Source organism: Brevundimonas sp. KM4 (assembly GCF_000964075.1).
Classification (GTDB): domain Bacteria; phylum Pseudomonadota; class Alphaproteobacteria; order Caulobacterales; family Caulobacteraceae; genus Brevundimonas; species Brevundimonas huaxiensis.
In genome coordinates, this window is sequence record NZ_JZRG01000021.1 from 66,235 (window position 1) to 89,909 (window position 23,675).

Consider the following 23,675-nt stretch of genomic DNA (forward strand, 5'->3'; position numbering starts at 1 on the left):
TGGGTCAGATACGGTAGATCGCCTCGGCGTTGGCGGCGAACAGGCGGTCGCGTTCGTCGACCGAGAAGTCGGTCGTGATCGCATCGAAGGCGGAATAGAAGGCGTCGAAGGTTCCGTGGACGCTCTCCACCGGGAAGTCGGAGGCGAACATGGCGCGCTCGGTTCCGAAGGCGTCGATGCACTCCAGACGACGGGGCGTATGCTGTCGGGTGTCCAGACGCGGTCAGTGATGCCCAAGCCCGAGATCTTGATCGAGACCTGAGGCTGGGCGGCCAGCAAGCGCAGACCTGTGCGCCAGCGCTCCATCCCTGCCGCGTCCCGGTCGGTCGGCAGGCCGGCGTGGTTGACGATCATGGGAATGTCGGGGTGGCGTGCGGCGATGATGGCAACGTTGGCCATCTGTGCCGGATAGAGCTGGAGGTCGAACGACAGGCCGTATCGCGCCAGCTTGGCGAAGCTCTCGACCCATTTCGGATCACGCAACAGATCGCGGGTCGTGTAGGTTTTCAGCGGGTCTTCATGCCAGCAGACGATCTGGCGCACGCCGCGTACGTTCGGCCGGGCGGCGTGGGCTTCCAGCAGGGCGTCCAGGTCGGGGTCCAGCATATCCGCGCCGGCGACGATGGCGTGCGGATAACCGGTGTCATCGGCGATCGATTGAAGCCAATCTGTCTCGGCCAGCTGCTGACCCATCGGCTGGCCCGCCTCGACGTGAACGATCTTGTCCAGACGCCAACCGGCCGTATCGGCCAGGTAGTCGTCTAGCAGATAGTTTGCGTTGGCGATGGGCGACATGTCACCCGCCGGATTGTTCGGCAGGGGATCGTCCTGAAGCCAGCCATAGCGCGCACGCGACAGGTCCCACAGGTGGACGTGGCTGTCGACAATGCGAAGGTCCGAAGCCACGCGCGCGTCCTAATAGGTCGTTCTGCCGCCAGACGTGTCGAACGTCGAGGCGGTGGTGAAGCTGCATTCTTCGGAGGCCATGAAACAAACCATGGCGGCGCTTTCCTCGACCTCGCCGAGGCGTCCCATTGGGATCTTGGAGCGCATGTAGTCGACCTGGCTCTGGGGCAGTTGCTCCAGGATCGGGCTGTCGAAGGTGGCGGGGGTCAGGGCGTTGGCGATGACGCCCCTGCCGGCCAGTTCCTTGCCCAGCGATTTGGTGAAGCCGATCACGCCGGCCTTTGAGGCGGAATAGGCTGAGGCATTGGGATTGCCCTCCTTGCCCGCGACCGAGGCCACATTGACGATCCGGCCGTAACCGTTGGCCAGCATGAAGGGCACGATGGCGCGCGAGCAGTAGAAGACGCCGTTCAGATTGATATCGACGACGCGCCTCCAGCTGTCGATCGGAAACTCATGAACCGGGACGGTGGCGCCGGTGATGCCGGCCGAGGCGATCAGGATGTCGATGCGGCCGTCCAGCGCCTGGGCTGAAGCTTTGGCCGCAGCGGCGACGGCGTCGGGGTCGGCGACGTCCAGGGCGATCACATGGACGGCCCCGACCTCGTCGGCGGCGGCCGTGAGCGCTTCAGCGTTGAGGTCCCACAGGACGACCTTGCCGCCCTCGGCGACGATGCGGGCGGCGGCGGCCTTCCCCAGGCCAGATGCGCCGCCGGTGACGACGGCGGTACGGCCCGAAAAGCGGCCCTGATAGGCGCTCATTGCGTCCACTCCACGAAGGTCTGACCCTGTTCGCCCAGCTTCTGGATGCCCAGACGGACCGTGTCGCCCGGTTTGAGATAGAGGGGCGGCGTCTGGCCCAGACCCACGCCGGGCGGGGTGCCGGTGGTGATCAGATCGCCGGGCTCCAGCGTCATGAACTCCGACAGATAGGAGACGATTTCGGCGACGCCGAAGATCATGGTCTTCGTATTGCCGGTTTGCATCCGCTGGCCGTTGAGGTCCAGCCACATGTCCAGGTTCTGGACGTCGCCGACCTCGTCGGTGGTGACGATCCAGGGGCCCACGGGGCCGAAGGTGTCGCAGCCCTTGCCCTTGTCCCAGGTGCCGCCGCGCTCGGTCTGATAGGCGCGCTCGGACACGTCGTTGATCAAGACGTAGCCGGCGACGTGGTCCAGAGCCTCGGCCTGGGTGACGTAGGTGGCGGGCTTGCCGATCACGATGCCCAGCTCGACCTCCCAGTCTGTCTTCTCGGACCCGCGCGGAATGACCACGTCGTCGTTCGGTCCGTTCAGACAGGTGATCGCCTTGGTGAAGACAACCGGTTCCTCGGGGATCGGCAGGTTGGATTCGGCCGCGTGGTCGGCGAAGTTCAGGCCGATGGCGATGAACTTGCGGCTGCCCTTGACCGGCACTCCGTAGCGGGGCTGGCCCTCGACCAAAGGGAGGGTGGTCGAGTCGACGGCCTTCAGCGCGTCGAGCGCCGGGCCATGCAGTTGGTCCGGCGTGATGTCGGCGATAACGCCCGACAGATCGCGGATGCGCCCCTCGGCGTCCAGCGTGCCCGGCTTTTCCTGGCCCTTGGGGCCGTAACGCAGCAGTTTCATGGTGGCGGAGAGGCTTTCGTCTTAACGCGCGTAGGGGCGATGCAGGGCGATGTCGCGGTTCAGCTCGACGCCGAAGCCGGGAGTGTCGGGAACCTTCAGGCGGCCGTTTACGGGGACGGGTTCGCCGATCAGCTGCGGATGGAACATCGGCACGACCTCGTCGGCGTCGGGGGCCATCATCAGGAATTCGGCGAACGGGCTGTTATGGCGCGTCACCACGAAGTGGTAGGAATAGACCGACGAGCCGTGAGGGATCATCAGCACGCCCTTGGCGTCCGCCAAGGCCGAAATCTTCTGCAGTTCGGTGACGCCGCCGCACCAGCCCACGTCCGGCTGGATGATGTCGCAGCATTCCATTTCCAGCAGCATGCGGAAGCCCCAGCGGGTGGCCTCATGCTCGCCGGTCGTGACCAGCATCCCCTTGGGGGCGTTCTTCTTCAGCGCCTGATAGCCCCAGTAATCGTCGGGGCTGAGCGCCTCCTCGATCCATTTCAGACCCAGTTTGTGGGCTTCGTGGGCCAGCCGCGTGGCGTAGTTGAGGTCCAGCGCCATCCAGCAGTCGAACATCAGCCAGAAGTCGTCGCCGCAGGCGTTCCGCATGGCTTCAAGTTCAGCGATGGTCTTGTGCAGGCCTTCTTCTCCCTCGGCCGGGCCGTGGTGCAGCGGCATCTTGCCGCCGATGAAGCCCAGTTCCTTGGCTTTGTCGGGCCGCGCGCCGGTGGCGTAGAAGGTCAGCTCGTCTCGCACCGCCCCGCCCAGCATGGCGAAGACCGGCTCCTGGCGCAGGCGGCCCAGCAGATCCCACAGCGCCAGATCGACGCCGGAGATAGCGTTCACCACCAGACCTTTGCGGCCGTAGTATTGGGTCGAGAAATACATCTGGTCCCAGATCTTCTCGACCTCGGCCGGATCGCGCCCTTCGAGAAAGCGGGCCAGGTGTTTCTCGACGATATAGGCCGCCGGTTCGCCGCCGGTCGTGACCGCAAACCCGACCACGCCGTTCTCGGCTTCGATCTCGACCACCAGGGTGCCTAAGACATTGATGCCAAAGCTGCGGCGGCTCTGGCGATACTCGGGATATCTCGCCATCGGCGTGGCGATGTGGTCGTCGATCCAGTGGCCGTCGCCCTGATCGTGATAGTCGGCGCCGCCTCCGGTTCCGTCGTTTTTCACAACGAAGGCGCGGACGTGCTTGATGCGAGGCAGGCGGCTCATGGCATGACCACCAAAAACTGGCGATCCGCTCCCATAATGCGGGATTTCACTGGCTTTCCTCCGTGCGTCACGTCAATGTCACCCGTGTAGCCTCAGACGACTTGCGCGTTTTGCTACATTCTGAGAATGAGGATTACGAAATGGGACGATCGGCGTCAATCAAGACCGTGCAGGTCGATGGGGAAGAAGATGCGGGAGCGAAGGCGTCCGGCAGCCAGACCCTGCTGCGTGGTCTGGACGTCATCGACGCCCTCATCGAAGGCTCTCTGCCCTTGGCGGAACTCTCCGAAAAGCTGGAGCTGACGCGCAGCACGACGCACCGTCTTGCCTCGGCGCTGGTCGAGCGTCGCTTGCTGTCGTTCCGCCCGCGCGAGGGCTATTCCCTCGGTCCCAAACTGTTGGAACTGGGCCACGCCGCCAGCCAGCAGATGCATCTGCCGCGCGTGGCCCGGCCCTGGCTGGAGCAACTGTCGGCCCAGACGGACGACACGGTGCACCTCGGCGTGCTGGACGGCCGCCATGCGCTCTATCTGGACAAGGTCGCCGGCCGGCGTCGCATCAACATCGGCTCGCGTCTGGGCGAGCGGCACCCCATCGCCTCGACAGGCCTGGGCAAGGCGCTGATTCTGGACAAGACCGAGCCGGAATGGATCGACTTCTACGCCGAGCCGGGCGCCGCCTTCGACTCGTCGGCCCGCGCGGTCTGGCTTGAGCGGATGCATGGCTACGCCCAGAAGGGCTACGCTTTCGATCTGGAAGAGAACGAGGATCAGATCCGCTGCGTCGCCGCTCCGATCCGGTCGGTGAACGGACAGATCGTCGCTGCCCTGAGCGTTTCTTCCGCCGCGCAATATATGTCGGATGCGCGGATGGCCGAGCTGACGAAGACCGTCACTGACGCCGCCAACGCGATCAGCGCCGACCTGGGCTGGTCGCCCAAACCCTGAAACCGAACCACCGCCGGAGCCCGCATGCTGCTTGAAAACAAGGTCGTCCTGATCACGGGCGCATCGCGGGGCATCGGGCGGGCGACGGCGATCGAAGCCGCGCGTCAGGGGGCGGATGTCGCCCTGAACACCTTTCGAGACGAGGCAGCCGCCGCCCAGGTGGTCGCCGAGATCGAGGCGCTGGGCCGCCGGGCCATCGCCGTCGACGGCGACGTGGCCCAGCCCGAGAGCGCCGCAGCCTTCATCGCCGCCGCCGTCCAGGCGCTGGGCCGGGTGGACGTCTTCGTCTCCAACGCCGGCATCTGTCCGTTCCATGCCTTTCTCGACATGCCGGTCGAGACCCTGCGCCGGACGATGGAGGTCAATCTGCACGGCGCTTATTACATGGTGCAGGCGGCGGCCAATCAGATGGTCAAGCAGGGGGAGGGTGGCGCCATCGTCGCCATCAGCTCGATCTCGGCCCTGGTCGGCGGCGAGATGCAGACCCATTATACCCCGACCAAGGCGGGCGTGCACAGTCTGATGCAGTCCTGTGCCGTCGCCCTGGGGCGTCACGGCATCCGCTGCAACTCGGTCCTGCCGGGCACCATCGCCACCGACATCAACAAGGACGACCTCGCCGATCCGCAAAAGCGCGAATATATGGAAGGCCGCATTCCGCTTGGGCGTCTGGGCCGGCCCGAGGACATCGCCTCGGTCGTCGCCTTCCTGGCCTCGGACATGGCGGGCTATATGTCCGGCGCGGCGCTGCTGGTGGACGGCGGCGCCTTCGCCAACTTCCAGTAGGATGAGCGCGTGATCATTTCGTCGCCGAGCGATTATCGGGAAGCCGCGCGGCGCAAGCTGCCGCCCTTCCTCTTCCAATACATCGACGGCGGCGCCTATGCCGAGCAGACCCTGCGCCGCAACGTCGAGGACTGGCAGGCGATCGCGCTTCGCCAGCGCGTGCTGCAGGACATGACCAGCTTCAGCCTTGAGACCGAGCTGTTCGATGAGACCCTGCGCCTGCCGATCATCCTGGCGCCCGTGGGGCTGACCGGCATGTATGCGCGCAGGGGAGAGGTGCAGGCGGCCAGGGCGGCCGCCTCTCGCGGCGTGCCGTTCACGATGTCGACCGTGTCTGTCTGCCCGATCGAGGAGGTCGCGCCGGCTATCGACCGGCCCATGTGGTTTCAGCTCTATGTGCTGCGCGATCGCGGTTTCATGAGGAATGCGCTGGAACGGGCGAAGGCGGCGGGGGTGAAGACCTTGGTCTTCACCGTCGATATGCCGACGCCGGGCGCTCGCTATCGCGACGCCCATTCGGGCATGAGCGGCCCCAATGCCGAAATCCGCCGCATGGTCCAGGCCATGACCCATCCGGCCTGGGCCTGGGATGTCGGAGTGCGCGGCACGCCGCACGATCTGGGCAATGTCTCGGCCTATCTGGGCAAGCCGACGGGCTTGGCCGACTACATCGGTTGGCTGGCCAATAATTTCGATCCCTCGATTTCGTGGAAAGACCTGCAATGGATCCGCGATTTCTGGGACGGGGCGATGATCATCAAGGGCATCCTGGATCCGCAGGACGCCCGCGACGCCGTCAGCTTCGGCGCAGACGGCATCGTGGTGTCGAACCACGGCGGGCGTCAGTTGGACGGGGTGCTGTCCTCGGCCCGCGCCTTGCCCGCCATCGCCGACGCGGTGAAGGGCGAGCTGAAGATTCTGGTGGATTCCGGCATTCGCAACGGCCTGGACGTGGTTCGCGCCATCGCGTTGGGCGCCGACGCGGTCCTGCTGGGCCGGGCCTTCATCTACGCCCTGGCGGCGAACGGTCAGGCCGGCGTCGAAAACCTGCTGGACCTCTTCGAAAAGGAAATGCGCGTCGCCATGACCCTGACCGGCGCCAAGTCGATCGCGGGCATGACCCGCGAAATGCTGGCGATCTGACGCAGGATCAGTGCTCATCCCCGCCGTGAAAGCGGGGACAGCGCACATCTTCGCAAGTCCTAAGCCCCCAATGCCTCGATCAGGTCGCCCATGTTGCGGATGAAGACCGAGGTGGAGACGCCCTCTACCGGGAAGTCGGTATTGTAAGGCGAGGTGTCCCACAGGTCGCCGACGCGGGTCATCTGGTATTCGCCGCCGGTCACGGCAATGGGAGAGGGACCCTTGTACGGGTTTGACGTCGTGGTCAGCGGCGTGGGCCAATAGCCGCGCGCATTCAGCCCGGCCATGACTTCGGCCGCGCGACCGGCGTGAGGCGCGGTCGGGCGACGAGCGTCGCTGGACATGTCCCAGACATCGACGTCCTGAAGCGTGAAATACTTGGGCAGGTTCAGCGAGCCCGGGCGCGCCTTCAGCGGCGAACCGCGCGTGGCCTCATCGATCGGCATGGCCGACAAACGCGCGTATTCGGCGCGCAGGGCCGGGGTGTCCACGTTACGGAACGAGCCATAGTGCACGATCAGATTGGTGGGGTTGTCGTCGGCGTAATACTGACCGTTGGCGATGTTGGACCCGCGCCGGTGGATGTAGACCGGGGTGTTGGCGCCTTCCAGGATAAAGGTCGGGTGCGTGCGGCCCGGCGTGTTCAGCGGCGGCTTGGCCGCGACCTGATCCAGCCAGTCCATCGCCTCGGGTAGGCGGGCCAGATATTTGCGGTCGCCCGTCAGGCGATAGAAGCCTATCATCGACTTGATGTTGGTGCCGGTGGTGTGGGTGACGAAGGCTTGGGGCTCGATGGTCCGGGCGCCCGCCGGCTTCAGCGTGTCGGGGAAGTGCTGCAGGCCCCAGGCGGGCTGCGGCTGCGGCTGCTGGGTCCTCACGAAGATGTCCATGCCGCGATTGATGGCGTCCAGAATCCTCGCATCGCCCCGCCCGTTCCGCGCCAAGCCGTGATAGGCGTAGATCAGGAACTCCAGGTTCTCGCCGGCCACGTCGTCGTTGAAGGTGATGTACGGCGTATAGTCCGCATGGCCGTGCAGGCCTCCGTTTTCGACAAACGGATAGCGTTGGGGCCAGCCGCCGTTCTCGTACTGGCTTTCCAGCACGAAGCTGATCGCCTTGTTCAGCGGCGCCAGATATTTGCGATCCTTCTTCTCAAGGTAGATCCGCAGCAACAGTTGCGACGCCTCGGCTGTGCCCGCGTCGTCGAACGTCGCGTTGCCGTAGTAGTGGTGGAATTCCTCCAACCGCCAGGCGTTGGCGGCGACTGTACCGTACCACTGCTTCAGCGACTCCTCGCCGGCGGTATCGATCACATAGTTCCAGCCGCCCAGCGGGTGCTGACCCTTGACCAAGGCGTCCGCAGCCTTCTTGGCCGCTTCATAGTAAAATTCGTCGCCGGTGGCGTGATAGGCGTCCAGGAACAGATGGCCCACGGTCGCGGTGCCCGGCGGCTGGACCCAGATCATCGTCGGGTTGGCCTCAAGCTCGCCCCAACGGCGCGAGAAGTCGGGCAGATATTGCCAGACATAGCCGCCTTCGACGGCGGCCTCTTCGCTCATGAACCGGGCGGCGCGCTTCATGGTGTCCAAAATGGCGGCGCGCTCTGGCGACGCCTGGGCCAGGACGGGCCCTGAGGCGGCGAAGAAGGTGGCGGCGGCGCCCGCGGCCAAAAGGGTGCGGCGGTTCATGGACATGACGGACATGGAAGCTCCTGGTGTGACCTCTCTCGCACGGTTTCTAACGACCGTTTCGAACCGTCACTGAAGCATGATTGACACCGGTTTCCTAGCCCCACAACGCGATTGAAAGAGGCCGCATGGACTTCTCCATGCGGCCTCCACCAGATCTCAAAATTCGCAGCCTCAGCGCCGGATATCGAACCCGCCGTCGCCCATGGCGGCGCGAACCTCGTCGGCGGTGAACAGGTTGAAGTCGCCGGGCACGGAGTGCTTCAGGCCGGCGGCGGCGAGGCCGAAGTCCAGCGCCTCCTGATCCGACCACCCGCTCCATAGGCCAAACAGCACGCCGGAGGCGAAGGCGTCGCCGCCGCCCACCCGGTCCACGACGCCGGCCATGTGAATGGCCTCGGCGTTGGTCTCGATCACGTCGTCGCCATTGCGCGTCAGCATGACGGCCGACAGGGCCTGGTCGGCGACGCTGTCTTGAACGCGCAGGGTGCAGGCGATGCGTTGCAGGCGAGGGAAGGCGGCGAAGGCGGCCTTGGCGGCTTCACGACGCCGCACAGCCGGATCGGGGCTGACGAATGTCGTCTTTAGCACCAGGGCGAAGTCGCGGTCGTCCGCGAAGGCGACCGTGGCGCCGGCCAGCATCTTGCCGAGCGTGGCCGGCGGATCGCCATCCCATTGTTCCCACAGCTTGCCGCGGAAGTTGCCGTCATAGCTGACCTTCACGCCCTTCTTGACGGCGGCCTCGATGAGGGCGACAGCGGCGGCCGAGCCATTCGGCCCCGTCGCCGGGGTCACGCCCGAGGCGTGCAGCCACTCTACGCCGTCCAGAAGTTGGTCCCAGTCGAAGGCCGTATCGACATGTTCGACGAAGGCCGATCCGGCGCGATCATAGAGAACTTCCGACGGACGACGCACAGCGCCGGGCGTCAGGAAATACAGACCCATACGGCCGGGTTTGAAGACGATCTGAGAGGTGTCGACTCCGTGCTTGCGCACCTCGTCACGCACGCCGCGGCCCAGCGCATTGTCGGCCAGGACCGTCGCCATGCCGGTCGGCGCGCCGAAGCGGGCCAGCGACACGGCGACGTTCGCCTCGGCCCCGGCCGGACGCACGGTCAGGGCAGGCGACTGCATCAGCAGTTCATTGGCGTTGGGCGAAAACCGCAGCAGCATCTCGCCGAAGCAGAGGATGCGGCGGGAAGATGCAGCCTGGGTCATGATCGCAACGCTAGCCCCGGATCAACGCGCCTGCCAGCCGCCGTCGACCGGCAGGATGGCGCCCTGAACGTAGTCGGAGGCCCGGCTGGCCAGGAAGACGGCCGCGCCGCCCAGGTCCGACGGCTCGCCCCAGCGCCCGGCCGGGATACGGCCCAGGATCTCGGCCGAACGGACCGGGTCCTCGCGCAGAGCCTGGGTGTTGGCGGTGGCGAAATAGCCGGGGGCGATGGCGTTGGCGGTGATGCGGTGCGGCGCCCATTCGTTGGCCATCAGCTTGGTCAGGCCGGCGACGCCCGATTTGGACGCCGTATAGGACGGCACGCGGATTCCGCCCTGGAAGGACAGCATGGAGGCGATGTTGATGATCTTGCCGCCGTCGCCCTGTTTGATGAACAGACGAGCGACCGCCTGGCTCATGAAGAAGACGGTCTTCAGGTTGATATTCATCACCAGGTCCCAGTCCGCCTCGGTGAAGTCGACGGCGTCGGCGCGGCGAATCAGGCCGGCGTTGTTCACCAGGATGTCGATCCGGCCCATGGCGGCCAGAGTTTCCTGCACGACGCGTTCGACCGGCTCGATCGAGGTCAGGTCGGCGCTGATAGCGTGGGCGCGACGGCCCATCGCCTGTACCTTGGCGACCGTGTCGTCAGACTCCGACAGGGCGACCGAGACGATGTCGGCGCCCGCCTCAGCCAAAGCCAGGGCGATGCCTTGGCCCAGGCCGACATTGCCGCCGGTCACCAGCGCGACCTTGCCGGTCAGGTCGAATGGATTGCTCATGCTTTTCTTCCTCTTGTCCTGATTACTTCAGCTGGCAGATGTCGAGTTTGTACATGTCGGTGTAGTCGAGGTTCTCGCCGCCCATGCCCCAGATGAAGGTGTAGTTCGTAGTGCCTGCGCCGGTATGGATCGACCACGGCGGGCAGATTACGGCCTCCCCGTCGGCAATGACGATGTGGCGCGACTTGTCCGGTTCGCCCATGAAGTGAAAGACCCGATCGTCTCCGCCCAGACCGAAATACAGATAGGCTTCCGAGCGGCGGTCATGAATGTGAGGCGGCATGGTGTTCCACACCGAGCCTAGCTTCAGCACCGTCAAGCCCAGCAGTAACTGGCAGGACTTCACCTTCGCCGGCACGACATACTGGTAGATGGTCCGTTCGTTCGACGTCTCCAACGCGCCCATGTCCAGCGGCACGGCCTCGTCGATCGATATCTTTGTCAGGTCGTAGCGGGCGTGGGCGGGTGTGGCGACCAGATAGAATTTCGCCGGCTCGGCGGCGTTGTTCGAGGCGAAGCTGACTTCGCTCGATCCCATCGGCACATACAGGCCGTCACGGAAGCCCAGTTCGATAGTCTCACCATCCACTGTGATCGAACCGGGGCCGCCGATATTGACCACGCCCAGTTCACGGGCCTGCAGGAAGGGCGCGCCGGCCAAGGAGGGCGGCTCCGACTGCGTGGGCAGGTTCAGTGCGGTCTCAGCCGGGGTCGCGCCGCCGATGATCAGGCGCTCGTGGTGGGAGTAGTTCAGGCCGACCTTGCCCGGAACGAACAGGCCCTGGATCAGATAGCGATCGCGCAGCTGCTGGTTCGAGGCCCCGTCCATCATGTCGGGATGGGTGGCCTGATAGACTTTGTCGTACATGGGGTCGTACATGCCGGTCTCCCTGCGAACTCGCAGCGCGAGCCACCGAAACGGATCTTGCGCCCGTCCTTCTGTGGACTAGGTAACCGGTGTCATATAATGATGCAATCGATTAGACCAATGCCGCTCACATATGCCGGCATCGCTTCGCCACCGTCTTGAGGATTCCCCATGAAGATCGCTCTCATCATCGAAAACAGCCAGGCCGCCAAAAGCGAGACGGTGCATTCCGCTCTAACCGCTGTCGCCGAACCGCTGGGCCATGAAGTTTTCCACTATGGAATGTACGCGGCCGACGATAAGGCCTCGCTGACCTACGTCATGAACGGCGTGCTGACCGGCATTCTGTTGAACTCCGGCGCAGCCGATTTCGTCGTCACCGGCTGCGGAACCGGCATGGGCTCGATGCTGGCCTGCAACAGCATGCCGGGCGTCTTCTGCGGTTTGGTGATCGACCCGACCGACGCCTTCCTGTTCGGCCAGATCAACGACGGCAACGCCATCTCGATGCCCTATGCCAAGGGCTTCGGCTGGGCTGCTGAACTGAATCTGCAGGACGTGTATCGCAAGCTGTTCGAGGGCGAGCGGGGCCTGGGCTATCCCAAGGAACGCGCCGAGATCATGCGCAAGAATCGTGGCGTGCTCAGCGACCTGAAGTCGGTGACCTGCCACGACATGCTGACGGTTCTGAAGACGATGGACCAGGACCTGCTGAAGGCCGCCATCGCCGGCGAGAAGTTCCAGGACTATTTCTTCGCCAACGCCACCGACGAAGGCATTCGCGACTATCTGAAGGGCGTTCTCGCCGCCAAGCCTGCGCTCGAAACGGCCTGAGGCAGAGAGGGCGGCGCGCGATCACGCGCGCCGCCCCAACTCAGACTGACGGGATTGCCGACTTGCGCACCACCAGGGCCGGTCGAACTTCCGGCTGCTGCATCTTGGCTGGATCGACGCCCCGCATCGGCGCCAGCAGCTTTTCAGCCGCCATCCGTCCCATGTCGCGGATCGGCAGGCGCACCGAAGTCAGGTTGGGCCAAACCCGCGCCGCCATCGGCAGATCATCGAAGCCGACGACGGACAGGTCGCGCGGCAGCTCAAGGCCGCGATCTCGCGCCGCCTGCATAACCCCGATGGCCATGTCGTCGTTGAGGGTGAAGATCGCGGTCGGCGGCGTTTCCAGCGCCAAGAGGGCGTGGCCCGCCTCCACACCTGATTCGAACGTATAGGCGCCTTTGAAATCGTAAGCCGGGTCCAGCGGGATCCCGCGTTCGGCCAGAGCGTCCAGGAACCCCTTGCCCCGCACGGCCGACGAACGGAACAGGTCCGGCCCGCGCACCAGACCGATTCGCTTGTGTCCCAGGTCGGCCAGATGCCCCGCCGCCTCAGCCGCGCCGATCCAGTCATTGGTGACCACCATCGCCTGAGGTTCATCCAACGCCACCGAAGCGATGCGGACATAGGGGCAGTCGAGATCGCGCAGCAGGTCGATGACCTGTTCGTCCTCGGACACCGACGGCGGCATGATGACGCCATACAGACGTTGGCGCTCGACGAAGCCCCTGATGTCTTCCAGCAGGGTAGGGGAGTTGCGATTGCAAGGATGAACGACCAGTTCCAGGCCGGACCCTTTCAGCGCATCCAGCACGCCCTGCTGCATGTTCACGACGTAGGTCGGGCTGGGGTTGTCGTAGATCAGACCGACCAGGAACGAGCGTCGAAAGGCCAGGCCGCGCGCCTGTGGATCAGGCGTGAATCCCAGAGCCTTGATGACGGCGTTGACCTTTTCGCGCGTGTCTTCCTTGACGAACGGCGACTGATTGATGACCCGCGAGACGGTCTTCTTGGAGACCTGCGCCTCACGGGCGACATCGTTTATAGTTGCCCGCTTGCCCGGCTTGCCGGATCGCGGATCGTCTTGAGCCAAGGTTCGGCTCCTTCCCTATGTGCAGCTTGAAGGCATAGCCGCGACTCGCGGCCGACGCCATGGGGCTCCGTTAAAGCGCATTGACACCGGTTTCCTTCGTCGCTCTTATCGGAGCCTATTCACGAGGCGACACCTTTGACTTCGACCCCCTCTCTTGCGAGCCAGGACGACGCGCTGTCGGCCGACCCGGCGGCGATCGCACAGCAGTTCGTCGCCGCGCGTCTGGCGGCGCGCAGCACGCCCGACTATCCGGGCGTGATCCCTCAAAGCATGGCCGAATCCTACGCCATCCAGGACGTCGCCATCGGTCTGTTTCCCGATGAGGTCGTGGGCTGGAAGGTGGGCGGTGTCCCGCCCGAGCAGCAGCCGAAGCTGGGGATCCATCGTCTGGCCGGCGCCATTTTCGCGCGCAACGTCTGGCCGGCGCCCGGCGATACGGTCGTGCCTTTGCCCGAAATCGAGGGCGGGTTCGCGGCGGTGGAGGCTGAGTTCATTGCTCGGATCGGCGCCGACGCCGATCCAGCCAAGACCGACTGGACCATCGAAGACGCCATGGGCGTCGTGGACAAGGTCTTCATCGGCGTCGAGCTGGCCGGCAGTCCGCTTTCGACGATCAACGACCTGGGCTCCGCCGTCGTCGCCTCCGATTTCGGCAACAATGGCGGACTGATGATCGGTCCCGAGGTCGAGAACTGGCGAGAGCGTCTGGACGGCATCGAGGTCGAGACGGTGATCAATGGCGCCAGCGTCGGCACGGGCGGGTCGCAATCCCTAGCGGGCGGCGCGATGGAATCCGTGCGGTTTCTGCTGGAACATTGCGCGCGCTGGGGCCGCCCGCTGAAGGCGGGCACGCTGGTTTCGACCGGCGCTGTCACCGGCGTCCACCGTGTTCACGCGGGCGACGAGGCCGTGTGCATCTTCAAGGGTATCGCAGAACTTCACTGTTCGGTCGTCAGGGCCGAAGCTCAGTAACATCATCGGACGCCTACCCCGCCGCCGTTCAGGGACGGAAAAGAGCAGGGACGCGTCGAGGAATATTCAGGAACGGGTTTTCATAACCATGTCAGACGCTTCCGTCAGGCCGCCTCTCCAGATCAAGGCGCCGTCACCGGGCAAGTACCGGTGGCTGATCATGTGGCTGCTGTTCGCGGCCATGGTCATCAACTACGTCGACCGCCAGATGATCGGATTCCTCAAGCCGACGCTGTCAGCTGAATTCGGCTGGTCCGAGACGGACTATGCCGACATCGTCTTCTGGTTCCAGGCGTCCTACGCCGTCGCCTACCTGTTGTGGGGCCGGATCATGGACCGGATCGGCGCGCGTTGGGGGCTGGGGATCGCCTTCGGCATCTGGCAGATCGGTCATATCATGCACGGTGCAGCGCGAGACCTGTCACACTTCATGATGGCGCGGATGGTCCTTGGCGTCGGTGAGGCCGGCGGTTTCCCTGGCGGGATCAAGGCGGTCGCAGAGTGGTTTCCCAAAAAGGAACGCGCCTTCGCCACGGGCCTGTTCAACGCCGGCACCAACATCGGCGCCATTGTCACCCCTCTGATCGTTCCGGGCCTCGTGCTGGCCTTCGGCTGGCAGATGGCCTTCGTCATCACCGGGGCCTTGGGCCTGATCTGGCTGCCGATCTGGCTCTTGGTCTATCGCAAGCCGCGCGAGCAGAAGAAGCTGTCCGCGGCTGAGCTGGCCTATATCGAGCAGGACCCGGCCGACGTTGTCGAAAAGGTCAAATGGACCAAACTGCTGACGGTCAAGGAAACCTGGGCCTACGCCCTGGGAAAGTTCCTGATCGATCCGATCTGGTGGATGTTCCTGTTCTGGCTGCCGGACTTCCTGGGCAAGACCTATGGGCTGGATCTGAAGACCTTCGGCCCGCCGCTGGTCGCCATCTATCTCCTGTCCGACATCGGCTCGGTTGGTGGGGGCTGGCTGTCGTCGCGCTTCATGCATAGGGGCATGAGCATCAACAAGGCTCGCAAGATCACCATGTTGATCTGCGCCCTGTGCGCCGTGCCGGTGGCCTTCGCGGCTGAGGCGTCAAACCTTTGGCTCGCGGTCGGCATCATCGGATTGGCGACGGCCGCGCACCAGGGCTTTTCGGCCAATCTCTATGCGCTGCCGGGCGATGTCTTCCCCCGCTCGGCGGTGGGCTCGGTCGTCGGCATCGGCGGAATGCTGGGCGCCATCGGCGGCATGGCCATGGCCAAATACGCCGGCTACGTCCTGGAGAAGATCGGCACCTATACGCCCATCTTCATCGTGGCGGCCTCGGCCTATCTGATCGCGCTTCTGGTCATTCACCTGATCACGCCGAAATACGAACTGGCCAAGGTCTGACGAAAGGCTGCGTGGCTCAGCGCCGCGACGTCATCAAGGATTGCGGCCGGGCGAGCGATCGTCCGGCCGTCGTCTTTGCAGGAAGAGAGAACCGTGATGGATGTGGAACGCAGGACGCTTTTAGGTCTGGCGATGGGGGCCGTGGTTGGCGCATCCGGGGCGCGGGCGCAGACAGTGGCGGACGGCGGCCGCGCCGGTCCGGCCGACCCAACCGAGATCATCCGCCTATGGCCCGCCGGCGCGCCGGGCGGGCAGGGTGTGACCGTCACCCCCGTCGTGCCAGAGCGGTCGACCGATCCCGCCTTTCACGACCGCTACGCCCAGTACACCACCGATCCGATCCTGACCGTCTTTCGCCCCGAGCGGCCGAACGGTTCGGCGATGCTTCTTATCCCCGGCGGCGGCTATCGCTGGGCTGTGCTGGACAAGGAAGGGTATGACGTCGCGCGCGTCTTCGCCGCCAGCGGCACGACCTGTTTCGTCCTGCGCTATCGCCTGCCGGCTGACGGCTGGGCGGCCGGGGCCGACGCACCCCTTCAGGACGCACAGCGTGCGGTCCGTGTGATCCGCAGCCGCGCCGCTGACTATGGCGTCGATCCGCAGAAGATCGCCGTGCTGGGCGCCTCGGCTGGCGGCCATCTGGCGGGGCTGGCCAGCGCCCGGACGGACGCGACCTACGAACCGATCGACGCGGCCGACACGGTTTCATTGCGACCCGATCTGACCGTTCTGATGTATCCGGTCGCGACCATGGCGGACCCGTACGTCCACGCCGGATCGCGGACGCATCTGCTGGGCGATAGGCCGTCGGCCGAGCGGATCGCAGCCTATTCTCTGGAGCAGATGGAGTGGCGCAATGCAGCGCCCGTCTTCCTGCTGCACGCCATGGACGACGCGTCCGTGCCGGTGGAGAACAGCCTGCAACTGCTGGCCGCGCTCAAAGCCGCCGCTGTCCCGACCGAGGCGCATCTGTTCCAGGAAGGCGGCCACGGTTTCGGCGTCCGCCTGATCCAGGGCAAGCCCGCCCAGGTCTGGCCCGATCTGGTTCGCGCCTGGGCCGCCCGGCTGGATTTTCCGCTCTAGGTTCCCGGCTGGATATAGGGAATGGCCGAGAAGAAGGCCCGCTCGTCGCCGCGCGGATCATCGGCCATGCGCGGCTGGACATCCATCAACATCGTCTGGCGACGGGGCAGCTCATAGCGGTCCCAGCGCGGCAGTCCGGCATGGTTCGGATCGCCGTCGCGGCCCAGGGCGATGAAGGCGTCGCTTATGCGATCCGCCAGCGTTTGCGCGCCCGGCCCGCGCGTCCGCGAGCCGGGCGCCTCGACATTGTCGAACACCAACGGAATGTCGGCGGTATGGAAGGCGCCCCGGCGGCCCGAGGCCAGTTCGCCAGGGAAGTCGAGTTGATAGACCCAGGCGGGTGCGCCGGCCTTGGCCCGCTCTTCGGCCTCGATCACCGCGCCGCGCCAGGACCGCCCGGCCGTCGTCGCGGCGATCAGCACCTGGTCGGGCGACCATTCGGGATGCATGGCGCGATAGCCGGCGATCACGGCTTCGGGCGTGATGTCGATCCGCATGACGCCGGGCGACAGCCGCGCCGCCAAGGTGTCCCACGTCAGGCCGACGTTTTTCGGATCGTTGCCCATAAATCCTAGGGTTTCTTCGCGCGTATTGCCGATGATCATGGGGATTGATCGGCCCAGCGGCGCCGCATCGGGATAGAAGGGGTGGCGGGGCAGGGTGCGGAAATCCAGCACCGGCCCGAAATACAGGCCGCCAAAGCCCAGGATCGGATCCTCGGCGCTCTGCGCTTCGAGCAGCCGCTCGACCGGCATCGTCGCCGCCTCGGCCACCCGATCCGGCGTCAGGCCCAGAGCCTTCAGCCATGTCGTGGCTCGCATCGTGGCGTTGATCGGCCCGGAGGCGGTCACCTGCTGACCACTCATGGTCGCGGCGCGGTGGAACAGACCTTGCGCCGCCGGCGTCGCCATCAGGGTGGCGATCTTCGCGCCCCCGCCGGACTGACCGAACAGCATCACCCTGGACGGATCGCCGCCGAACGCTGCGATATTGTCGCGTACCCACTGAAGCGCCAGAATCAGATCCAACTGGCCGACGTTGCCCGAATCTTCGAACCCCTGCGCCAATCGCGCCAGATAGGCATAGCCGAAGACATTCAGCCGGTGGTTCAGCGTCACCACCACGACATCGCCGCGCGCCGCCAGACGCGTGCCGTCATACAGCGGGTCCGATCCCGATCCGCTCGAATAGGCGCCGCCGTGGATATAGACCATCACCGGTCGCCGACCCGCGTCGGTCCCCGGCGTCCAGACGTTCAGGAACAGACAGTCTTCACTTTGATTCGGCTCATCGCCGCGCTGCGGACTAGCCGCGCCGTAACGTGTTGCACGAACCGGGTCGCGCCAAGGCGTCGGCTTTTCTGGTGGTTGGAACCGCCGCGTCGGCGCTCCATATCGCACGCCTCTGAAGACGCTGACTCCCTCCCGTCGCAGACCGATCACCGGTCCTGCGGTTGTCATCACGCGATCTGGCGCAGTCGCCGCAAGAACGCCGGAGGGCGCCGAAAGCAGACCTGCGATCGCCATGCTGCTCAGCAGCGCCTTACGTCGCGTGATCATCGGTCGTCGCCCATCTGCCATCCAACGAGAGCGACCATGACACCGGTATCATGATCATTCAATGCGCAATGCCTGCGAGATCGAGATGCAGGCGTAGACACCCGACGACAAAGGCCGAAGCCTCGTTTCGATGATGTTGGAACTTGGCCTAGGCCTTTGTCAGGCCGGTGGCGGAGAGGGTGGGAAAAAGATGCCCATGGCCACACTTGCGTTAAGGTGTTGATTTATCACGGTAGACTAAGCCGGCTGGGGATCAAGAAGTGGTACCATCTGCGGTACCATTTGAAGAACCAATCCCGACCGCGCCGTTGGAAGCGTCCGCTATCAAGAACGGTTTTGGCAGGGGCAAATGCACCAACAGCGGATATTTGCCGTGGGCTGAAAAGCCAAACTCAGATTGATCGGGATCCCAGGTCCGCGTAGCCCCCAAAGCGGTCGAACCCCACCGCTTCGTCCCAGTTTTGTTGTGAGTCACCACTCAAATTGACCGTCGCTGTTCGCAACAAACTGGCCGTATTGCGAATCGAGTGGACGGACATCACTCCGGCTTTTGCACCAAGCCCGTGATGATGGGGATAGAGCAGCAAAAGTTCCGGGCACTGATAGAGCTGGCTGTAGGCCATCATCTGATAAACGTCTGCTTGGCTCACGCCTTGCCTGGGGTCCTCGACCGCCCGGCTGATGCGCTTCCATTTCGTGTCGATGATCAGCTCAACCCCGCCCTTCCGTTTCACGAGGATGTCCGGCTTGGTCATGAAGCGGCTCGTTCCCGTCTCCATGTCTTCGAGACAGTAGAGGCGGCCCCCTTGGGCGTGGATTGTCAGTCCAGTTCCGCTGAACGCTCGCTTGAGGCTTCGGGCCACATAGGCTTCGAAGAGGCGGCTCATATCGAATGTGAGGGAGAACCCATTCTGTGGGCCGCTAGATGTGGTCTGGAAGCGGTCGCCCAGGAGTAGCCGGGCCAGCTCTACCAGCTCCCGCCAACGGTTGTTTGTGCGGTCTAGGATCAGGCTGTCCCACCCCAACGCGCTGGGCCGTAAGTTACAAATGTCGGCATAGAAGAAGGCGAGTTCGCGCAGGCGGCGCTGGTTCTCAGCCGACGCGGAGACGCGGATCAGTCGCTCTACCGTCGCCTTCATGATCTGATTCAGCAGGATGTCGGGCGACAAGTCATCGTAACGGCAGGCCAGGCGGTTGGGGCGAGCAATCAAAGTGGTGAACTGACGCGTGACGTCAAACTGACCGCGCAAGGCCGTTAGATCGTCTTCGTGCGCCAGATAACGGCGCGGCATGCCTTTGCGGACTTGATCGGCTAATTTGCGAGCGAACAGGCCGATCAAGATTTCGAGCAGGGTTTCCTTCTGCCAATTCATTTCCGTCATGGCGCCGGAGGCAATGTTGAGGTCGAGAGCAACTGACAGCATGTGGACCAGACGGTGACGAATCTGGCCGTGAGTCGTGGTCCCCTTCGCCTCGGGCACATCGATCTTGGGCAGAATCTCCAGCGTGACGCCATCGGCGGCCAGCACGCCGACCACCTGCCGCGCGCCCAAAGCGCAACGGCCATGCGTCAAGATGCTGCCGCCGTCCTTGCCGCCCAGTGGGGATGTTCGCGCGACCGCCACTAGGCGATCGGCGGCGTCCTCACAGATGGCGTCAGCGCCATCGCCGTAAGGCAGAGAACCCCATTCCAGGACGGTGCGGCGGATCAAGCGAAGTCCACATAGGCGTCGGCCGCGAAGTGTCCCCGCACCGTCCACCGCCAGCGCGTCTCGCCGCCCTCGAAGTCAGAACCAGTGGGCGGCCTTAACTCCGTGCGCGCCAGGAACCGGCCCGGCCTCCTCGTGTCCGCGTCGCCGAGCACTAGAGCGACCTTGCTCCAGTCCTCGTAAAAATACTCCGCCAGCAGCGGGATGATCTTATGGCGCATCACGGCGTCCAGGTCCTTCCGAGAGGCGCACTTGATGAGATACGCGTGACCGATCTGATGTTCGCGATCGAACAGATACTCGATCCTATCATTCAGCGTCCGAAGCAGCTTGCCGAGATCGACCCCGCAATTTGCGCTGGCTGTTTTCAGTGCGGGCAAGTCCGGGTCCGGCATTAACTCACGGAAGTCGAAGCGACGACGAAGCGCCGTGTCGAGGAGAGCAATTGAGCGATCGGCGGTGTTCATCGTGCCAATGACGTGCAGGTTGGCAGGCACGCCGAAGGCCTCCTTGGAGTACGGCAGACGCACCCTCAAGCCTCCGCCGTCTGGCGTAATCCGCTTGTCTGGCTCCAGCAGAGTGATCAGTTCGCCAAACACCTTCGAGATGTTGGCCCGGTTGATCTCGTCGATGATCAAGACGAACGCTTCCGCCGGGCCGCCAGATCCCTCACTCGTGGAAATCAGGCGCTCCAGAGCGGCGAGGTTGAGATCAGCGCGGCTTAGCTCATAAATGCTTTTCATCATGAACCGCTTATTGTTGAGCAGTTCCTGAACCGGCAGGCCGGCCGCGTCGGACCAGAGCCAGTTGACTGCTCTCCGGTGTGCGTAGTCGCCGTCTGAACGGGGAGCGAACTCATAGTCCCCGCTGACCTCGCCGATGGCACGAAACGTTCCATTTCCTTTCGAGATGACGACCAGGTCGCCACGCCTCATCGAATTACGGAACTTGTCGTGGAACTGCACCCAGCCGCTATGCGCCGTCGGGACGACACCGGGCGGCGGCGATTGGCGCCAAGCATCCATAATCGCCTGACGATCCGAAAACCTTGCGTCGCTCCAGTCCAAATCGCCATAGCCCAACAGCGTGTAACCCTTCGCCAGGGCCTCTTCGAACAAGTAGGCGTCATCTGGATTCGAGGCCTCTCCGATCGACATTTTGAATACGCGCCGGCCAGTCAGGTCGAAGCTCTTGCCGGCGGAGCCCTTGCTGGCGGCGGCGCGCGTGGCGATGCGATGGAAAACGCCGGGGCTGATCTCTAGGCGGAAGCCAGATTTCTCATCATCGCCGTCCCCATCGCTACTGGAAACGGGCGGGCGCAGGCCTTCGACGAAGTCCTCGTAGCTGTAGGACTGGTGGAAGGTCACGAACTCCACCTGCCGCGCGTCGACCAGCCGCCGGTATTCACGTTCGACGGCGGTTCGGTCATCGCAGTTCACGTCAGGTGAACATAGCTTCACCGCCTCCCGCGCGGTGGCGAAGGTCTTTCCAGTGCCTGGGGGACCGTAGAGAATGAGATTGGTGGAACGGGTCGCCATCGTCATGGCTCCCTGCGAAAGCTTGGCTTGGGGAGCTGCCGTCGCCACTGCTGACGACAGCGCGAAGACGAAGTTGGTGGTAGAGCTGTTCTCTGGCCCGGTGACAACCGGCTCCCCCACGCCCGCGAGGTTGCGGAACAGGCGGCCCCGCAGTGCTTGGCATACGTTGGCGTGGGCGTTGCTCAATTCCAGCGCATTGTGCACATCGCCAGCGCGAATTGTGACACTGGACACGCCATTGTCCCGAGCCGGTTGAATGAAGTGCTCCAGTGCAAACTGGCGAATGCGGTCGGCGTCGCTGTCAGTCATGCCGGCTCCCGATCGATAATCGCGGTAGTGCTTGAGAAAGGTGGGTAGGTTCGCCAGGCGGTTGCCGGGATTTTCAGACCGAGGAAACAGCAGCAAGTAGGCCGTCCCACCTGCCTTGTGGTCGGCAATTAGGCCTCGCATCGCCTCGGTGACCGACGCCAATTTGTCAGCCTCGAACGCAGCATCGAGATCGGCGAACGGGAGGCCCAGACCCCCCAAGTGCTTCTCGATGGTCTTGAGGTAGCTGATCCGGGTCTCGATACCGGTCGGCGCATTCCCCCGCGCCAGCAGCATTTGCTTGAACCCCACCTCGTCCATTGTCTTGCCTTGTCCTCCTCGGACGTCAGTTTTGATCGTCTGCCGCGTGTCGAGGATTTGTTTTACCTGATTAGCCCTGCCACAATCTGCCGTAGCCCGCTAAGGTCAATCACCAATAATCGTTGGCGTTTTTATGAGTCTCATCAAATCCAAGAAGCGGGTCGCAGACCATGGGGAAGTCTTTACGCCCTCCTGGCTGGTCGAGCGCATGCTCGATCTGGTTAAGGGCGAGAGTGAGCGCATCGATTCCCGTTTCCTGGAACCCGCCTGCGGGAGCGGCAACTTTCTGGTCCGTATCCTTGCGCGCAAGCTGGATACGGTCGAGGTAAAGTATGGCCGGTCCAAGTTCGAGAAGCGTATATACGGACTGGTCGCCGTGGCCTCCTGCTATGGCATCGAGTTACTGGCCGACAACATCGCCGAGTGCCGGGCCAACATGCTGGCGTTGTTCTGCGACTATATGGGCGTGCCGCCGGACGAAGAACTGTATCATGCTGCCTCGCACATCCTGTCGCTTAACCTGATCCATGGCGACGCCTTGTCGATGCTAGCAGCGCACGGCGGCCCGATCACCTTTGTCGAATGGGCTTATATCGGTGCGGGCAAGTTTCAGCGCCGGGATTTTCGTCTCGATACCCTCACCAAAGCGGCTGGCCTACGTGAGGAGGGCTCCCTGTTCCAGCACCTCGGAAAGCATGAGGTGTTCCAGCCCGTGAAGACTTGGCCGCCGATGACCATGCGTGAGCTGTCGGTTCGTGATCAAACGCCGGAGGGCGCCGCCGCATGACTGATACCGCGCCCTTCGCCCTTCTGAAGCGCAATCCCGATGTCCTGACCTGCATTGCTAACCTGTCGAACGACGAGGTGTTCACCCCGCCAGAGTTCGCGCAACAGATGCTCGATACCCTGGCCAAGGGCTGGGCCAGCGCCCACGACGGTGCGAACATCTGGGCAAACAGCCGCGTCACGTTCTTGGATCCCTGCACCAAGTCGGGCGTCTTCCTGCGCGAGATTGTCAGACGGTGCTGTCAGGTTAACCGGGTGCGGATGAAGTTCGCCTAACTCTGGCCGATCTAAGCGACCGCCCTCGCCCAAGCGGCGTCCGCCTCGGCGCGGAAGCGGCGAAGGGTCGGGCGGCTGATCAGATGACGCTGGACGTTGAAGGTATTGTAGATCGCGGCGTGGATGGTGAGGAATCGCTGGGCTGAAGCTTGAGATTTGAAGCCCTGTTGTTGCCGTTCTCGTCGTCGGATCGGCAGATGTGAGTTCTCGATCCGATTGTTTTCTCTGAGGCAGCCCGGTCGGTGGATCTGAGCGAGACCAAGCTCTCGAAGCGCCGCGCCGTAGGACAGCAGGCCATCGGTCGTGATCTTTTCCGGCTCAATGGGCTGGTTGCGCAGCAGGCGCCCCAGCAGTGCCAACGCCGCTTCCGTATTCCTTCGTCGCTGAACGACGAGGTCGAGAACTTCGCCTTCGTCATCGACGGCGCGCCACAGATACATCCGTCGGCCACCGATCCAGCAGACCATTTCGTCAAGATGCCAGCGTGGCGACGGCGTCGGCCGGCGCCTCTTCAGCCGTCGAGCGATCAGCGGTCCGAACTTGATCGTCCAGCAGCGGATGGTCTCGTAGCTGACATCCACGCCCCGTGCCGCGAGAAGCTCTTCAACGTCGCGAAGGCTCAGGCTGAAGCGAAAGTAAAGCCAGTGATCTTCCCCCGTAAAAGTGGA

At 64.0% G+C, this 23,675-nt stretch carries 21 protein-coding genes and 1 pseudogene; 9 read left to right on the forward strand and 13 right to left on the reverse strand.

The window, feature by feature from the left end; genetic code table 11:
* Positions 1–4: 4 nt before the first annotated feature.
* The 4 genes and pseudogenes from VH88_RS12015 to rhmD all read right to left on the reverse strand — a co-directional run bounded on the left by VH88_RS12015 (position 5) and on the right by rhmD (position 3,728).
* Positions 5–906 (reverse strand): annotated as a pseudogene (locus VH88_RS12015) (amidohydrolase).
* Between the two features lie 9 nt (positions 907–915).
* Positions 916–1,668 carry an SDR family NAD(P)-dependent oxidoreductase gene (locus tag VH88_RS12020; RefSeq protein ID WP_045811462.1) on the reverse strand — a complete coding sequence of 251 codons (753 nt, stop codon included), beginning with the start codon at positions 1,666–1,668 and terminating at the stop codon, positions 916–918.
* Positions 1,665–2,513, reverse strand: coding sequence for a fumarylacetoacetate hydrolase family protein (locus VH88_RS12025; RefSeq protein WP_045811463.1), 849 nt, complete (start codon positions 2,511–2,513; stop codon positions 1,665–1,667). Before VH88_RS12025 ends, VH88_RS12020 begins: the two co-directional genes overlap by 4 nt.
* 21 nt (positions 2,514–2,534) lie before the next feature.
* Positions 2,535–3,728 carry an L-rhamnonate dehydratase gene (gene rhmD / locus VH88_RS12030; RefSeq protein ID WP_045811464.1) on the reverse strand — a complete coding sequence of 398 codons (1,194 nt, stop codon included), beginning with the start codon at positions 3,726–3,728 and terminating at the stop codon, positions 2,535–2,537.
* A gap of 140 nt (positions 3,729–3,868) precedes the next feature.
* Between rhmD and VH88_RS12035 the strand changes: the two genes are divergently transcribed.
* The 3 genes from VH88_RS12035 to lldD are packed head-to-tail and all read left to right on the forward strand — an operon-like array spanning position 3,869 to position 6,604.
* A complete protein-coding gene (locus tag VH88_RS12035) occupies positions 3,869–4,675 on the forward strand; it encodes an IclR family transcriptional regulator (RefSeq protein ID WP_045811465.1) in 807 nt (268 codons plus the stop codon).
* Positions 4,676–4,699: 24 nt separating this feature from the next.
* Positions 4,700–5,461 (forward strand): SDR family NAD(P)-dependent oxidoreductase, encoded by a 762-nt coding sequence (locus tag VH88_RS12040; protein ID WP_045811466.1) that lies wholly within the window; start codon positions 4,700–4,702, stop codon positions 5,459–5,461.
* A gap of 9 nt (positions 5,462–5,470) precedes the next feature.
* The gene (gene lldD, locus VH88_RS12045; protein WP_045811467.1) at positions 5,471–6,604 is read left to right on the forward strand and encodes an FMN-dependent L-lactate dehydrogenase LldD; all 1,134 of its coding nucleotides are present in this window, start codon (positions 5,471–5,473) and stop codon (positions 6,602–6,604) included.
* 59 nt (positions 6,605–6,663) lie between these two features.
* On the opposite strand, the gene VH88_RS12050 is transcribed toward lldD, so the two are convergent.
* From VH88_RS12050 to kduI, 4 genes are all read right to left on the reverse strand, one after another.
* The gene (locus VH88_RS12050) at positions 6,664–8,307 is read right to left on the reverse strand and encodes a pectate lyase (RefSeq protein WP_045811468.1); all 1,644 of its coding nucleotides are present in this window, start codon (positions 8,305–8,307) and stop codon (positions 6,664–6,666) included.
* Positions 8,308–8,466: 159 nt separating this feature from the next.
* Positions 8,467–9,510 (reverse strand): sugar kinase, encoded by a 1,044-nt coding sequence (locus VH88_RS12055; protein WP_045811469.1) that lies wholly within the window; start codon positions 9,508–9,510, stop codon positions 8,467–8,469.
* A gap of 21 nt (positions 9,511–9,531) precedes the next feature.
* Positions 9,532–10,290 carry a 2-dehydro-3-deoxy-D-gluconate 5-dehydrogenase KduD gene (gene kduD / locus VH88_RS12060; protein ID WP_045811470.1) on the reverse strand — a complete coding sequence of 253 codons (759 nt, stop codon included), beginning with the start codon at positions 10,288–10,290 and terminating at the stop codon, positions 9,532–9,534.
* 22 nt (positions 10,291–10,312) lie between these two features.
* Positions 10,313–11,158, reverse strand: coding sequence for a 5-dehydro-4-deoxy-D-glucuronate isomerase (gene kduI, locus VH88_RS12065; RefSeq protein ID WP_045811493.1), 846 nt, complete (start codon positions 11,156–11,158; stop codon positions 10,313–10,315).
* A 171-nt stretch (positions 11,159–11,329) separates the two neighbouring features.
* Between kduI and VH88_RS12070 the strand changes: the two genes are divergently transcribed.
* Entirely contained in the window at positions 11,330–11,992 is a 663-nt protein-coding gene (locus tag VH88_RS12070) for an RpiB/LacA/LacB family sugar-phosphate isomerase (protein ID WP_045811471.1), read from the forward strand.
* Between the two features lie 40 nt (positions 11,993–12,032).
* Here the strand turns inward: VH88_RS12070 and VH88_RS12075 are convergent, their stop codons facing one another.
* Positions 12,033–13,082, reverse strand: coding sequence for a LacI family DNA-binding transcriptional regulator (locus VH88_RS12075; RefSeq protein WP_045811472.1), 1,050 nt, complete (start codon positions 13,080–13,082; stop codon positions 12,033–12,035).
* A gap of 135 nt (positions 13,083–13,217) precedes the next feature.
* On the opposite strand from VH88_RS12075, the gene VH88_RS12080 reads away from it, so the two are divergent.
* The 3 genes from VH88_RS12080 (at position 13,218) to VH88_RS12090 (ending at position 16,512) form a co-directional block, all read left to right on the forward strand.
* Complete coding sequence (locus VH88_RS12080) at positions 13,218–14,054, forward strand: 2-keto-4-pentenoate hydratase (protein ID WP_045811473.1); 837 nt, start codon at positions 13,218–13,220, stop codon at positions 14,052–14,054.
* Positions 14,055–14,142: 88 nt separating this feature from the next.
* Positions 14,143–15,429 carry an MFS transporter gene (locus VH88_RS12085; protein WP_045811474.1) on the forward strand — a complete coding sequence of 429 codons (1,287 nt, stop codon included), beginning with the start codon at positions 14,143–14,145 and terminating at the stop codon, positions 15,427–15,429.
* 132 nt (positions 15,430–15,561) lie between these two features.
* Positions 15,562–16,512 (forward strand): alpha/beta hydrolase, encoded by a 951-nt coding sequence (locus tag VH88_RS12090; RefSeq protein ID WP_231576673.1) that lies wholly within the window; start codon positions 15,562–15,564, stop codon positions 16,510–16,512.
* On the opposite strand, the gene VH88_RS12095 is transcribed toward VH88_RS12090, so the two are convergent.
* The 3 genes from VH88_RS12095 to VH88_RS12105 all read right to left on the reverse strand — a co-directional run bounded on the left by VH88_RS12095 (position 16,509) and on the right by VH88_RS12105 (position 21,945).
* Positions 16,509–18,092 (reverse strand): carboxylesterase/lipase family protein, encoded by a 1,584-nt coding sequence (locus VH88_RS12095; RefSeq protein WP_045811476.1) that lies wholly within the window; start codon positions 18,090–18,092, stop codon positions 16,509–16,511. The genes VH88_RS12090 and VH88_RS12095 overlap by 4 nt on opposite strands.
* Positions 18,093–18,463: 371 nt before the next feature.
* Positions 18,464–19,783, reverse strand: coding sequence for an McrC family protein (locus VH88_RS12100; protein WP_231576675.1), 1,320 nt, complete (start codon positions 19,781–19,783; stop codon positions 18,464–18,466).
* On the reverse strand, positions 19,780–21,945 hold the full coding sequence (locus tag VH88_RS12105; protein WP_045811477.1) for an AAA family ATPase: 2,166 nt from the start codon (positions 21,943–21,945) through the stop codon (positions 19,780–19,782). Before VH88_RS12105 ends, VH88_RS12100 begins: the two co-directional genes overlap by 4 nt.
* 133 nt (positions 21,946–22,078) lie before the next feature.
* Between VH88_RS12105 and VH88_RS12110 the strand changes: the two genes are divergently transcribed.
* Both VH88_RS12110 and VH88_RS12115 read left to right on the forward strand, forming a co-directional pair.
* Positions 22,079–22,732 carry a DNA methyltransferase gene (locus VH88_RS12110; protein WP_045811478.1) on the forward strand — a complete coding sequence of 218 codons (654 nt, stop codon included), beginning with the start codon at positions 22,079–22,081 and terminating at the stop codon, positions 22,730–22,732.
* A complete protein-coding gene (locus VH88_RS12115; protein ID WP_045811479.1) occupies positions 22,729–23,007 on the forward strand; it encodes a hypothetical protein in 279 nt (92 codons plus the stop codon). Before VH88_RS12110 ends, VH88_RS12115 begins: the two co-directional genes overlap by 4 nt.
* An 11-nt stretch (positions 23,008–23,018) precedes the next feature.
* On the opposite strand, the gene VH88_RS12120 is transcribed toward VH88_RS12115, so the two are convergent.
* On the reverse strand, positions 23,019–23,675 hold a 657-nt coding region (locus VH88_RS12120), incomplete at its 5' end, for an IS6 family transposase (RefSeq protein WP_045811495.1).

What these genes read in the sequence shown, in the direction of transcription:
- VH88_RS12085 (WP_045811474.1), top strand. Translation starts at nt 14,143, where the DNA reads ATGTCAGACGCTTCCGTCAGGCCGCCTCTCCAGATCAAGGCGCCGTCA.
- VH88_RS12090 (WP_231576673.1), top strand. Translation starts at nt 15,562, where the DNA reads ATGGGGGCCGTGGTTGGCGCATCCGGGGCGCGGGCGCAGACAGTGGCG.
- VH88_RS12110 (WP_045811478.1), top strand. Translation starts at nt 22,079, where the DNA reads ATGAGTCTCATCAAATCCAAGAAGCGGGTCGCAGACCATGGGGAAGTC.
- VH88_RS12040 (WP_045811466.1), top strand. Translation starts at nt 4,700, where the DNA reads ATGCTGCTTGAAAACAAGGTCGTCCTGATCACGGGCGCATCGCGGGGC.
- VH88_RS12115 (WP_045811479.1), top strand. Translation starts at nt 22,729, where the DNA reads ATGACTGATACCGCGCCCTTCGCCCTTCTGAAGCGCAATCCCGATGTC.
- rhmD (WP_045811464.1), bottom strand. Translation starts at nt 3,728, where the DNA reads ATGAGCCGCCTGCCTCGCATCAAGCACGTCCGCGCCTTCGTTGTGAAA.
- VH88_RS12020 (WP_045811462.1), bottom strand. Translation starts at nt 1,668, where the DNA reads ATGAGCGCCTATCAGGGCCGCTTTTCGGGCCGTACCGCCGTCGTCACC.
- VH88_RS12105 (WP_045811477.1), bottom strand. Translation starts at nt 21,945, where the DNA reads ATGGACGAGGTGGGGTTCAAGCAAATGCTGCTGGCGCGGGGGAATGCG.
- VH88_RS12055 (WP_045811469.1), bottom strand. Translation starts at nt 9,510, where the DNA reads ATGACCCAGGCTGCATCTTCCCGCCGCATCCTCTGCTTCGGCGAGATG.
- kduD (WP_045811470.1), bottom strand. Translation starts at nt 10,290, where the DNA reads ATGAGCAATCCATTCGACCTGACCGGCAAGGTCGCGCTGGTGACCGGC.
- VH88_RS12070 (WP_045811471.1), top strand. Translation starts at nt 11,330, where the DNA reads ATGAAGATCGCTCTCATCATCGAAAACAGCCAGGCCGCCAAAAGCGAG.
- VH88_RS12095 (WP_045811476.1), bottom strand. Translation starts at nt 18,092, where the DNA reads ATGGCAGATGGGCGACGACCGATGATCACGCGACGTAAGGCGCTGCTG.
- kduI (WP_045811493.1), bottom strand. Translation starts at nt 11,158, where the DNA reads ATGTACGACAAAGTCTATCAGGCCACCCATCCCGACATGATGGACGGG.
- VH88_RS12050 (WP_045811468.1), bottom strand. Translation starts at nt 8,307, where the DNA reads ATGTCCGTCATGTCCATGAACCGCCGCACCCTTTTGGCCGCGGGCGCC.
- VH88_RS12035 (WP_045811465.1), top strand. Translation starts at nt 3,869, where the DNA reads ATGGGACGATCGGCGTCAATCAAGACCGTGCAGGTCGATGGGGAAGAA.
- VH88_RS12025 (WP_045811463.1), bottom strand. Translation starts at nt 2,513, where the DNA reads ATGAAACTGCTGCGTTACGGCCCCAAGGGCCAGGAAAAGCCGGGCACG.